Here is a 12,252-nt window from a genome sequence, read left to right as displayed (position 1 = left end):
ACTGCGCCAGCCAGACCATGAGCGCGGCCCCAACCTTTGACCTGCTTGACCAGCTGCACACCAGCGCACGTTCGCGCGTGCTGCGTGCGCGCGGTCGCGACGGCGCTGCGCTGATCGTCAAACAGCCGAACCAGGAATTCCCCTCGTTCCAGGACCATGCGCGCTTTCGCCGCGAATTCGAGATCGCCCGGCGCTGCGCCCACCCGGGCGTGGTGCTGCCGCTGTCACTGAGCCAGGCCAACGGCCACTGGACCATGGTGCTGGCCGATATCGGCGGCATCGCCCTCGACAAACTGCTGCGCCGGCGCGCCCTGACGGCTGGCGAATTTTTCGATATCGCCGTGCAGCTGTGCGACGCCGTCGACACCGTCCATGCGCGCGGCGTGATCCACAAGGACATCAACCCCTCGAACCTGGTGTGGAATGCCGACACGCGCCAGCTGCAGCTGATCGATTTCGGTATCGCCAGCGAGCTGCCGCAGGAGGCCCAGCGCATCGTCCACCCGCATGCGCTCGAAGGCACGCTGGCCTACATGGCGCCGGAGCAGACCGGCCGCATGAACCGCCTGCTCGATTACCGCGCCGACCTGTACGCCATCGGCGCCACCCTGTATGCGCTGCTGGCCGGGCAGCCGCCGTTTGTCGCCGTCGACGCGATGGAGCTGATTTACTGCCATATCGCGCGGGCGCCCGACTGGGATGTGCCGGCGCTGCAGGTGCTGCCGCACGGCTTGCTGGCGATCCTCCAGCGCTTGCTGGAGAAAGACGCCGAGCGCCGGTACCAGAGCCTGCGCGCCCTCAAGGAAGACCTCGAAGCATGCCGCGACGGGCGCAAATCGCAGCCGGCGCGCCTGGCTGACCGCAGCGCGCGCTTCGTCATGCCACAGGGCCTGTACGGTCGCCAGGCCGAGCTGGCGACCTTGATGGCGGCGTTCGAGCGCGTCGCTGCTGGCAGCACCGAGCTGCTGCTGGTGGGCGGTTATTCGGGCATCGGCAAGTCGGCCCTGATCGCTGAAGTGCACAAGCCCATCGTGGCGCGCCGCGGCGTGTTTTTGGCCGGTAAATTCGATCAGTTCCGCCGCGACGTGCCCTACGCCAGCCTGCTCGAAGCGCTGCGCACGCTGGTGCAGCAGCTGCTCGGTGAACCGGAAGCGCAGCTGGCCGCGCGCCGGCGCCAGCTGCAGGCGGCGCTGGGCGACGACCTGGCAGTGGTGGTCGAACTGCTGCCGGAGCTGGCGCTGGTGGTGGGCGCGCAGGCAACGCTGGCGCTTGAGCCGGCACCTGAGCTGGCGCCTGAGCTGGCACCTGAGCTGGCACAGGCACGGCTGGCGCGCGTACTGCCGGCCTTTATCGATGTCTTCAAGGCCCCCGGCCAGCCGCTGGTGGTGTTCCTCGACGACCTGCAATGGGCTGACGGGCCCACCCTGCGCATGCTCGATGTGCTGGCGCGCCGCCCGAGCGCCGACGGCGGCGGCCATCTGCTGCTGATCGGCGCCTACCGCGACAACGAGACCCCGCCCAGCCATCCTTTGCATACCCTGCGCGCGCGCCTCGAACACGACGCGGTGGCCGTTGCCGTCATCGCACTGGCGCCGCTGTCGACGGCGCAGGTGGCGGCCTTGCTGAGCGACGCCCTGCGGGTCGAGCTGTCCCTGTGCGCGCCGCTGGCCGCGCTGTGTCACCGTAAAACCGGCGGCAACCCGTTTTTTCTGAACCAGTTTTTGCAGGCGATCGCCGAACAGGACCAGCTGCGCTACGACGCCGCTGGCGACTGCTGGCAGTGGGACCTGGCCGCCATTCAAGCGCGCCACACCACCGACAATGTGGGCGACCTGCTGGCAGCGCAAATTCGCCGCCTGCCGGCGCCCGCCTGTTCGCTGCTGCAGCTGGGCGCCTCGATCGGCAGCCGTTTCGACCTGGCGACGCTGGCGGTGGTGGCGGAACTGACGCCGCAGGCGGCGCAGGCGGCATTGTGGCCGGCCCTCGAAGCGGGGCTGGTGCAGCCGCTCGATGGCGGCTACAAATATCTGCCACGCGCGCTGGACCAGGACCAGGACCAGGACCAGGACCAGGACCAGGACCAGGACCAGGACCAGGACCAGGACCAGGACCAGGACCAGGACCAGAACCAGAACCAGCAGCCAGGCAGCGCTGACCACCATGGCGTCGCCTACCGCTTCCTGCACGACCGCGTGCAGCAGGCCGCCTATCTGCTGGCCGCGCCGGGCGCGCGCGCCGCCCGCCATCTCAGTATCGGCCGGATGATGCTGGTCCACGCCACACCGGCGCAACGCCACGATCAGCTGTTTGCCATCGTCGAGCAGATCAACGCCGGCCGCAGCCTGATCGATGACGTCGATGAACGGCTCGAACTGGCGCGCTTGAACCACATGGCCGCCGTCAAGGCGCGCCGCTCGGCGGCGTTCGCGGCGGCTCTGGCCCACCACGACATCGGCCTGTCGCTGTTACCCGGCTCCCGCTGGCAGCCGTCCGCCCGCCATCACGGCCTGTGGTTCGAGCTGGCGCTGGGCGCGGCCGAAGCGGCCTACCTGTGCGGCGACTTCGCGATGGCCGAATCGTTCTACCCGCAGGTGCGCGCCGGCAGCGTCGACCGCCTCGAACACGTGCGCTGCATCGCCGTGCAGGCGCACCAGTACCAGCTGCAGGGTCGCCTGCTCGACGCCATCGCCGTCCAGCGCGAAGGGCTGGCATTACTCGGCTTTGTGGTGCCGGCCACCATTGACGAACTCAATGAAGAGGGCGAGCGCCAGTTTGCCGAGGTGCTGGCCAGTCCCACCCTGAACAGCAGCGCCGCCATCGACGCCCTGGTCGGCGCCGCCGATATGCGCGATACCGTCGCGGTGGCGGCCATGCAAATGATGCAGGGCCTGTGGATGGCCGGTTACTACGCCGGCCAGCAGCCCTTGTGCATGCTGATGATCATGTCGATGACGCGACTGTCGATCAAGCAGGGCAACAGCGATTTCACCGCCGTCGGCTACACCGGATTTGCCATGATCGAGGTGGTCAAGGGGCTCGATCCGCGCGCTGCGTACCGGTTTGGGGCGATGGCGGTGCGCCTGGCGCGCAGCCGCGCCAATCTGCAGACGCGCACCCTGTCGGCACTGATGTTTGGTGCCGCCACCAGCCACTGGACGCGGCACCTGCGCGACTCCGACGCCCTCTACGATGAAGCGTTCGGCTGGGCGCTGGAACTGGGCGACTTCGTCCAGGTCGGGGTGGTGGTGGCGGTGCGCGCCACCGACCGCATCATTCTCGGCGCTTATCTGCCCGACCTGCTCGACGGCGTGCGGCGCGATCTGCTGCTGATGCGCGCCAACGGCCAGCACGCCATGGCCGACTGCTGCGTCGCCGCCGCCGTGCAGCCGGTCAAGGCGCTGATGGGCTTGACCGTGGCCGACCCGGACGACGCCGACGGCCACTTCAGCGAAGCCGATTTCCTCGCCCGCTACGGCAGCTCGCAGCTGTATCAGGCGTATTACCTGCAGGGGCAGATTCGTAACGCCATGCTGTTCGACAGCGCCGATGCCGAGCCGCTCGCTGCCCGCCTGGAACTGGTCACGCGCATGATGCGCGGTCAGGCCAAGGTGTTCGACGCCACCTTCCATGCGGCCCTGATCTGGCTGCGCGCGCTGCGCGCTGAGCGCGACGACGACGAGCGTGCCACCATCGCAGCGCGGCTGGCGGCGCTGGTGGCGCAACTGGCCGGCTGGGCCGAACATGGCGGCGCCAACGTCGCCTGCCGTTATGTGCTGGTGCTGGCCGAACAGGCCCGGAACGCCGGCGACGTCGCCACCGCCGTGCGCGCCTACGGCCAGGCGGCCGACAGCGCCGGCGAAGCGGGCTATGTCAATGTGCAGGCGCTGGCCCACGAACTGTGCGCGCAGTTCTGGGTCGAGCAGGGGCAGCCGAAAGTGGCGGCGGTGTTTTTACGCGAAGCCATTGGCCGCTATCGGCAGTGGGGCGCGCATGCCAAGGTCACCGCCTTGCAGGCGTCGCCGCTGGCGCGGCTGGGGCGGGTGGCGCCGCTGGTGTCGGCCGCTGAACTGGCCAGCCACAGCGCCACCCTGACGGGCGCCGCCACCGTGCATGCCGGCGCTACCCTGCACGGCCCGGCCACGCTGGCGCGCGCCGCCGGCAACGAGGCGCTCGACCTGGCGTCGCTGCTCAAGGCCGCGCAGGCGCTTGGCAATGAAGTCGGACTCGGTGCGGTGCTGGGACGCCTGATGGCGATCGTCCGCGAAAACTCGGGCGCCCAGGTGGCGCGCCTGCTGCTGCGCGAGGGCGATGGCGACGACGCCGTCTGGCGCCTGGAAGCCGATATCGATGGTGAGCAGGTCAAGCTGCTGGTGGGACGTCCGGTCGATTTGCATGGCGGCGCCGATGCCGCGCTGCCGCTGTCGGTGCTGCGCTACGTGCTGCGCAGCGGCGCTGCCGTCATCGAAGAGCGCATCACCGAAGCGCCGCTGTTCGCCGCCGATCCGCATGTGCGCGCGCACGGCGCCCGCTCGGTGATGTGCCTGCCGATCCACCAGGGCGGCCGTCTCGACGGCTTGCTGTATCTGGAAAACCGCCTGGTGGAAGGCTGCTTTACCGAGGAGCGGGTGGAGTTTTTGCGCCTGCTGGGAGCGCAGGCGATGACCTCGATCTCGCATGCGCGCATGCATGACCGCCTGGAAGCGCGCGTGGCCGAGCGCACCGCCCAGCTGGAAGACGCCAACCGCAAACTGGCCACGCTGTCGGTGACGGACGCGCTGACCGGGCTGGCCAACCGCCGTCACTTCGACGAGGTGCTGCGGCGCGAGTGGGCGCGCTGCCAGCACGCCGACCTCGGCATCGCGGTGATCATGCTCGATATCGACTACTTTAAAAAATACAACGACCACTATGGCCACCAGGCGGGCGACGCCTGCCTGACGCGGGTGGCGGCGGCGCTGCAGGGCGCGCTGGGTCGCCCGGGCGACCTGGTGGCGCGCTACGGCGGCGAAGAGTTTTGCGTGGTGCTCACCGATGTCGACGGCAATGACGCCGCGCTGGTGGGCGAACACCTGCGCGCCGCCATCGATGCGCTGGGGCTGGAGCACGCGGCGGCGGCCACCGGCGTGGTGAGCATCAGCGTCGGCGTGGCGATGGCGCGGCTGGCCCCGAATGGCGCCGCTGATGGCTTGCTGCGCGCCGCCGATGACGCGCTGTACCGCGCCAAGGCGGCCGGGCGCAACCGGGTGGTCATGGCGCAGGCGCCGCTGCTGTCGGCGCACGGCAGCGTGTTCGAGGTCGCCGCCAGCGGGCTGATTGCCGCATCGACCATGTAGCAGCGGTTTGTTTTGGCGCTTTACCCGCTAACTCCGGAAAACCGCCAGCGCCGCCCTGAGCAAGCCATCGGCGCTGTCGACGCGATTGCCATCAATGGCCCAGCGCCACCCCAGGTAGTTGGCCAGATAGCGGCTGGCGACGCCGTTCAAATGGCTTAGCCAGCCCTTAAAACGGCTGTGATACCACGATAGTGACCTGTTCGGCCGAGATGCCACGCCGGCTGGCGACAGCGCCGCGCCGGCGCATAGGCCATGTCAAGTGTTTTGCACCTTTTTGCGATTCCAGTAAAAACGTCTGGTCGACTTCGACGATGCCCTGCAGGCAGCGCGGCCGGTCAAATTTCACCCAGTCGAGAAAACGGTGGCGCCATCGAAAAGGGTGCCAATGCGCTCGCCGTCAATCGAGTGGGCCATCGCCAGGCACACTTCCTCGCGCTCGTGCAGGCCAATGCCCGCAAGCGTCGTAACAGCCGGTCGAGGGCGGCGCGGTCCATGTCACTCTCCTGATTCATGGTGGGGTAACTTGAAGTCGCGCGCGAGAATGAAGTTCAATCGGTGTCCCGACTTTACGGGTAAAGCGCATTTATTTTTGCAATAAAAGTAATACAAGGCGCTTTCGATCATATCATTGCCGGTCGACTTCAATTTCTCGAAAGGCAATGATGCATTTCTTCCGCACTCACAGCCGCTGGCGCGCACCGCTGGCGGCGCTGGCCGCTGTTTTCCTGCTGCACACCAATGCGTTTGCGATCGAGCAGGCGAGCACGCTGGCGACGGCCAGCGGCACACTGGCTGGCACGCTGACGCTGCCCTCGAAGACTGCGCACGCGGCCGTGGTGTTGATCATTGCCGGCTCCGGCCCGACTGACCGTGACGGCAACAACCCGCTGGCGGCGCGCAACGATAACTTGAAGTTGCTCGCTGAAGGGCTGGCCGATGCCGGCTACGCCAGCGTGCGTTACGACAAGCGGGGCATCGGCGCCAGCGCGGCGGCCGGCCCGCGTGAAGCGGATCTGCGGTTTGATACCTATGTCGAGGATGCGGCCGGCTGGATCCGCATGCTCAAGGCGGATCCCCGCTTCGCCACGGTCAGCGTGATCGGCCACAGCGAGGGTTCGCTCATTGGCATGCTGGCCGCCCGGCGCGCCGGCGCCCGCGCCTTCGTGTCGATCGCCGGCGCCGGCCAGGGCGCGGCAGACATCCTGCGCGACCAGCTGGCCCGGCAGCTGCCCGCTGCCATGGCAAAGCAAGCCAATGCGGCACTGGCGCAGCTCGAACAGGGGCAGTTGACCGAGCAGTTTCCGTCGGCACTGGGCGCCTTGTTCCGGCCCAGTGTCCAGCCCTACCTGATCTCGTGGTTCAAATACGTCCCGACAACCGAGCTGAGCAAACTTGACGTGCCGGTCCTGATCGTCCAGGGCACCAGTGACGTCCAGGTGCTGGTCGCGCAGGCCGAGGCACTCAAGCGCGCCAGGCCCGCTGCCACACTGACGCTGATCGAGGGCATGAACCACCTCCTCAAACCGGCGTCGGCCGGCGAACCAGGCGCGTCGCTGGCGCCGCCGCTGGTACCGGCGATCGTCGATTTTCTCAACCTCACGTCCAAATAAAGCAGCGCAGCGGCTCGATCAACCCTCGCCCCGAAGCGGGTAGCGTGCGCTGCCCCGTCATCTGACGGCCCTCACTAATTCAAGATGACGTCGTACTGCTCCTGGTGATAGCTGGTCTCGACCTGCAGCGAAATGCGCTTGCCGATGAAGTCACCCAGCATGGCCAGGTGCTGTGATTCTTCTTCGAGGAACAGGTCGATCACTTCCTGCGACGCCAGGATGCGAAATTCGCGCGGATTGAACTGTTTTGCTTCGCGCAGCAGTTCGCGCAAGATCTCGTAGCAGATGGTGCGGCTGGTTTTGACCTGGCCCTTGCCGGCGCAGGCGGGACACGGTTCGCACAGGATGTGGGCGAGCGATTCGCGCGTGCGCTTTCTGGTCATTTCGACCAGGCCCAGCGCCGAAAAGCCGCTCACCGATACCTTGGTGCGGTCGCGCGACAAGGTCTTTTTTAGTTCGGCCAGCACGGCGCTGCGGTGCTCGGCGTTGTCCATGTCGATAAAGTCGAGGATGATGATGCCGCCCAGATTACGCAGGCGCAGCTGGCGGGCGATGGCGTGCGCCGCTTCCAGGTTGGTCTTGAAAATGGTGTCGGCAAAATTGCGCCCGCCCACAAAACCACCTGTGTTGACATCGATGGTGGTCATCGCTTCGGTCTGGTCGACGATCAGGTAGCCGCCCGATTTGAGGTCGACCCGGCGGCCCAGCGCGCGCAGGATTTCTTCTTCGACGCCATACAGGTCGAACAGCGGACGTTCGCCCGTGTAGTGCTGCAGGCGCGGCAGTTCGGTGGGGGTGTAGGCTTTGGCGAATTCGACCAGGTTGAGGTAGTTCTCGCGCGAGTCGACCTGGATGGTGGCGGTGTCGTCGTGGACGAAGTCGCGCAGCACGCGCTGGGCCAGGTTGAGGTCCTGGTAGAGCAGGCTGGTGGCCGGCTTGGTGCGCGCGCCGATGCAGATGGCGCCCCAGGTTTTGCGCAGGTAATCGACGTCAGCCTGCAGGTCGACGTCGCTCGCTTCTTCGGCCATGGTGCGCACGATGTAGCCGCCTTTTTCTTCCGCCGGCAACAGCGACTGCAGGCGGCTGCGCAGGATGTCGCGGTCGGCTTCTTTTTCGATCTTTTGCGAGATGCCGATGTGCTTGTCCTGCGGCAGATACACCAGCATGCGCCCGGCAATCGATATCTGCGTCGACAGCCGCGCGCCCTTGGTGCCGATCGGGTCCTTGATCACCTGGACGGTGAGCACCTGGCCGTCGAACAGCAGTTTTTCGATGGCGATGGGAGCAACGTTCTGGCCGTCGTGGGGACGCGCTTCCCAGATGTCGGCAACGTGCAGAAAAGCGGCCCGGTCGAGGCCGATATCGATAAAGGCCGACTGCATCCCCGGCAGCACCCGCACCACCTTGCCCAGGTAGACGTTGCCGGCCAGTCCGCGCGTGAGCGTGCGTTCGATGTGCAGTTCCTGCACCGCGCCTTGCAGCACCAGGGCAACCCGGGTTTCTTGCGGCGTAATATTGATTAGTATGTCTTCATTCATGCCCAGATGATACACGGCGCAGGCGCGCCAGCGCCAGTCGCCCCGCAGGTGCCAATCCCCCTCGAGGCGACGGTCGCTCAGAATCGCGGTTGCGTACACCAAAAAATCCTCGGCTTCGCCGAGGATTTTTATCTGAACAAGCCCGAAAAAAAGTAGGGGTTCACTTTTTTTCGATTTAGATAACGATGCCCGCCTTGCGCAGCAAGTTGGCCGTCTCAAACAGCGGCAGTCCCATGATGCCCGAGTGGCTGCCGTCGATATGTTCGACGAACAGCGCGGCGACACCCTGGATGCCGTAGCCACCGGCCTTGTCATACGGCTCCGGGGTGGCGCAATAGGCCTTGATGACGGCCGGCGACAGCTTGGCAAAGCGCACCTGCGAGACCTGGGTGAACTGCTCGGCCATGCCGTCGTAGTGGACGGCGACACTGGTGAGCACCTGGTGGGTGTTGCCCGACAGGCGAGTGAGCATGCGCGCCGCCTCCTCAGGATCGGCCGGTTTGCCGAGGATCTCGCCATCGATGGTGACGGTGGTGTCGGCCGCCAGCACGGGACGGGCACGCATGCGGCGCAATTGCACGCTGTTGAAGGCGAACGCCGCCTTTTCGCCAGCCACCCGCGCCACGTACACGGCCGGCGATTCGCCGGCGTGGGCGATTTCGGTGACGTCGGGGCCGCGTACGCAGTCGTTGCGCAGCAGCAGCAGCTCGAAGTCGACGCCCACCTGGCGCAGCAGTTCACGCCGCCGCGGGCTGTTGGAGGCCAGATAAATTTTATTGTCGAGCATTCTCATTACGGCATTCCTCAGAAGCAATACCGCACAATATATCAAGAACGGGTATTTGCAATACCAAAAAACACTTTGAAACAGTTAGTGTTGGTGGAATTTGGCCTGTGCTGTCGCTTGACCATTGGTTTAGCGGCAAACCACGGCCTTACACCCGGTGGTAAGGGTGGTGTTGGGTGATCGACCAGGCCCGATACAGTTGCTCGGCCAGCATTACCCGGACCATGCCATGTGGCAGCGTCATGCTGGAAATACGGATCAAGCCTTCCGCCTTGGCCTTCAGGCCCGGATCGAGGCCGTCGGCGCCGCCGATCAGCAGCGCCGTGTCACCACCGTCGAGTTGCCACGCCTGTAATTGTTGCGACAAGCCGACGCTGGTCAGATCGCGCCCCCGTTCATCGAGGGCGATGATGCGCACGTTCTTCGGCAACACGGCCTCAATGCGCTCGCGTTCGAGCGCCATGGCAGTGGCCGCCGTCTTGCTGCCCGAACGCTCGACCGGCTTGATTTCCTTGAGCACGATGCGCAGCTCGGGTGGCATGCGCTTGCTGTACTCGGTAAATCCCGTCTCGATCCAGGCCGGCATCTTGTGGCCCACCGCAACGATCAGCAACTGCATAACGCTGCCCGCTTATTCGTCGACCGCTTTCTTGACGGTCCGCTTGATGACCTTTTTCTCCGGCACGGCGTCGGCTGGTGCCGCCTTGGCCCGCACGCGTTTTGGCGGCAACTGCTTGAGCGCTTCGACCGCGGCCAGTTCGGCCTTGGCCGGTGCCACCTTGACGGTCTTGCCAACGGCTTTCGAGGCGGCCTTTTTGGCAGCCGGTTTTTTGACGGCCGGACCCTTCAGGGCGGCGTCTTTTTTCGGTGCGGCTTTCTTGGTCGCGGCCTTGGCGGCAGGCTTGGCCGCCGGGTTGCTGGTGCGCGATTCCTTGATCGGCTTGACCACCGGTGCGGCCTGGGTCGAGGTCAGGTGCTTCGACTGCGCTTTTGGCAGTGCAGCGTCGAGGCCTTCGGCAGTGGTCTTGCGCTTGGCAGCGCCCAGCTTGACGGGCTTGTCGCCCCAGATTTCTTCCAGCCGGTAGTAGGAGCGAATTGCCGGTTGCATGATGTGGACGATCATGTCGCCCAGATCGACCAGTACCCACTCACCGGTGTCCTCGCCTTCCATGCCGATGACGTCGCCGCCGGCTTCCTTGACCTTGTCACGCACCGAAGCGGCCAGCGCCTTGGTTTGGCGGTTGGAGGTGCCGGAGACGACGGCGATGCGGTCGAACAGGCTGGTCAGGTGGACCGTGTCGTACACGTTGATGTCCTGGCCCTTGACGTCCTCGAGCGCGTCGACGACCAGGGCTTGCAGTTTTTTGATATCCATTTAGTTCTTATAGAGGTGATGTTGTTGAATGTAGTCTAGCACTACCGGCGGGATCAGCGAGCCGGCCAGTGGCCCGGCCTGATCGTCACCGTGCAATGCTGCACGAATCTGGGTGGCGGAGATATCCACTGCCAGCGCCGGGGCCAGAAATACCCGGCCCGACGGGGTGGTACGAAGCTGTTCCAGGCTCCCCTGGCGTACCGAAATTTCTTGTGCCACCAATGCCGGCAGGCTGGCCGCAGCCAGGCTGTAACCGGGGCGCGCAGCCACGCCGATGTGGGCGTAATCGAACAGCCGGCGCCAGTCACGCCAGCTGTCGAGATGCTGCAACTGGTCGGCGCCCATCAGGAACACCAGTGATACCTGCGGTCCCAGTTCGGCGCGCACCTGTCGCAGGGTGTCGATGGTGTAGCTGGCGCCGGCCCGTGCCATTTCCTGGCGGTCGATCACCATCGGCAGGTGCGCAGCGTCAAACGCCAGCGTCAGCATGGCGACGCGGTGTTCGGCGGCAGCATGCAGGGGCGCCTTCTGGTACGGGTTACCGGCCGGGATGATGCGCAATTGATTTGGCGCCAGCAAATCGGTGAACAACTGTGCCAGCGCGACGTGGCCGGCGTGCACCGGGTCGAAGCTGCCGCCCAGCAGTGCGACGCAGCCGACGGCGCCGCTCAAGCCGACCCCAGCCAGTCGCGCGGCGGCAGGAAATCGCGGTACAGGGCCGCTTCCGCGCTGCCCTCCTGCGGTTGCCAGTCGTAACGCCAGGTGACCATCGGCGGCATCGACATCAGGATCGCTTCGGTGCGCCCGCCCGACTGCAGGCCGAACAGGGTGCCACGGTCCCACACCAGGTTAAATTCCACGTAGCGGCCGCGCCGGTAGCACTGGAAATCGCGCTCGCGCTCGCCGTACGGGGTGGCCAGCCGGCGCTGCAGAATCGGCAGGTAGGCGTCGACAAAACTCTCGCCCACGCTCTGCGTCATGGCGAAGGCTCGGGCGAACGGCAGTTCATTGAAGTCGTCGAAGAAAATGCCGCCGACGCCGCGCGCTTCCTGCCGGTGTTTCAAATAAAAGTAATCGTCGCACCAGGTTTTGAAGCGGCCGTGCAGATCGTCGCCGAACGGTGCCAGCGCCTGCTGGCACGTCCGGTGAAAATGGCGGGCGTCTTCTGCAAAACCGTAATAGGGCGTCAAGTCCATGCCGCCGCCGAACCACCAGACGGGCGCAGCGCTGTCGTCGTCGCTGACCGCCTCGAAAAAGCGCACATTCATGTGCACCGTGGGCGCATACGGGTTACGCGGATGCAGCACCAGCGACACCCCCATCGCCACCCACGCGCGGCCAGCCAGTTCGGGGCGCGCATGCAGGGCGGAGGCCGGCAGGCGCGCGCCCATCACGTGCGAAAAATTGACGCCGCCCCGTTCGAACACATTGCCTTGCTCGATCACGCGCGAGAGGCCGCCGCCGCCCTCCGGCCGCTGCCAGCTGTCACTGGCGAACGGCTTGCCGTCGACGCCTTCGAGGGCGGCGACGATGCGCGATTGCAGATCGAGCAGCCAGGTCTTGACGGCTGCGGGCGTGGGAGCGGACATGTGGGATAGGAAGTAAAGGC

8 protein-coding genes and 1 pseudogene are annotated in these 12,252 nt (G+C 65.9%); 2 read left to right on the top strand and 7 right to left on the bottom strand.

The genetic code is table 11. The annotated features are described in order from the left end of the window. Positions 1–17 precede the first annotated feature (17 nt). A complete protein-coding gene (locus tag ACP7BZ_RS04080; protein ID WP_426110363.1) occupies positions 18–5,333 on the top strand; it encodes a diguanylate cyclase in 5,316 nt (1,771 codons plus the stop codon). A 27-nt stretch (positions 5,334–5,360) separates the two neighbouring features. Here the strand turns inward: ACP7BZ_RS04080 and ACP7BZ_RS04075 are convergent. Next, positions 5,361–5,709, bottom strand: a pseudogene (locus ACP7BZ_RS04075) (hypothetical protein); the annotation flags it as partial. Between the two features lie 283 nt (positions 5,710–5,992). Here ACP7BZ_RS04075 and ACP7BZ_RS04070 point away from each other — a divergent pair. Next, positions 5,993–6,943, top strand: a complete 951-nt coding sequence (locus tag ACP7BZ_RS04070; RefSeq protein ID WP_426110362.1) for an alpha/beta hydrolase — start codon at positions 5,993–5,995, stop codon at positions 6,941–6,943. A 74-nt stretch (positions 6,944–7,017) separates the two neighbouring features. Here ACP7BZ_RS04070 and rng read toward each other — a convergent pair whose 3' ends face one another. The 6 genes from rng to hemF all read right to left on the bottom strand — a co-directional run bounded on the left by rng (position 7,018) and on the right by hemF (position 12,232). Beyond that, complete coding sequence (gene rng, locus ACP7BZ_RS04065; protein WP_426110533.1) at positions 7,018–8,481, bottom strand: ribonuclease G; 1,464 nt, start codon at positions 8,479–8,481, stop codon at positions 7,018–7,020. 175 nt (positions 8,482–8,656) lie between these two features. Beyond that, positions 8,657–9,274, bottom strand: coding sequence for a Maf family protein (locus ACP7BZ_RS04060; protein WP_426110361.1), 618 nt, complete (start codon positions 9,272–9,274; stop codon positions 8,657–8,659). Between the two features lie 142 nt (positions 9,275–9,416). After that, positions 9,417–9,887, bottom strand: coding sequence for a 23S rRNA (pseudouridine(1915)-N(3))-methyltransferase RlmH (gene rlmH / locus ACP7BZ_RS04055; RefSeq protein ID WP_426110360.1), 471 nt, complete (start codon positions 9,885–9,887; stop codon positions 9,417–9,419). Between the two features lie 12 nt (positions 9,888–9,899). Beyond that, positions 9,900–10,643 carry a ribosome silencing factor gene (gene rsfS, locus ACP7BZ_RS04050; protein ID WP_426110359.1) on the bottom strand — a complete coding sequence of 248 codons (744 nt, stop codon included), beginning with the start codon at positions 10,641–10,643 and terminating at the stop codon, positions 9,900–9,902. Continuing rightward, on the bottom strand, positions 10,644–11,315 hold the full coding sequence (locus tag ACP7BZ_RS04045) for a nicotinate-nucleotide adenylyltransferase (protein ID WP_426110358.1): 672 nt from the start codon (positions 11,313–11,315) through the stop codon (positions 10,644–10,646). Further along, a complete protein-coding gene (hemF, locus tag ACP7BZ_RS04040; protein ID WP_426110357.1) occupies positions 11,312–12,232 on the bottom strand; it encodes an oxygen-dependent coproporphyrinogen oxidase in 921 nt (306 codons plus the stop codon). Before hemF ends, ACP7BZ_RS04045 begins: the two co-directional genes overlap by 4 nt. Between the last annotated feature and the right edge of the window lie 20 nt (positions 12,233–12,252).

The organism is Massilia sp. PWRC2, assembly GCF_049896725.1.
Taxonomy (GTDB): Bacteria; Pseudomonadota; Gammaproteobacteria; order Burkholderiales; family Burkholderiaceae_D; genus JAFCUW01.
Note: the sequence above shows the minus strand (reverse complement) of the source record. Positions and strands in the feature narration are given on the sequence as shown.

Excerpts from the sequence above, each read along its gene's own strand:
- ACP7BZ_RS04080 (WP_426110363.1), top strand. The coding sequence starts at position 18 with ATGAGCGCGGCCCCAACCTTTGACCTGCTTGACCAGCTGCACACCAGC.
- ACP7BZ_RS04070 (WP_426110362.1), top strand. The coding sequence starts at position 5,993 with ATGATGCATTTCTTCCGCACTCACAGCCGCTGGCGCGCACCGCTGGCG.
- rng (WP_426110533.1), bottom strand. The coding sequence starts at position 8,481 with ATGAATGAAGACATACTAATCAATATTACGCCGCAAGAAACCCGGGTT.
- ACP7BZ_RS04060 (WP_426110361.1), bottom strand. The coding sequence starts at position 9,274 with ATGAGAATGCTCGACAATAAAATTTATCTGGCCTCCAACAGCCCGCGG.
- rlmH (WP_426110360.1), bottom strand. The coding sequence starts at position 9,887 with ATGCAGTTGCTGATCGTTGCGGTGGGCCACAAGATGCCGGCCTGGATC.
- rsfS (WP_426110359.1), bottom strand. The coding sequence starts at position 10,643 with ATGGATATCAAAAAACTGCAAGCCCTGGTCGTCGACGCGCTCGAGGAC.
- hemF (WP_426110357.1), bottom strand. The coding sequence starts at position 12,232 with ATGTCCGCTCCCACGCCCGCAGCCGTCAAGACCTGGCTGCTCGATCTG.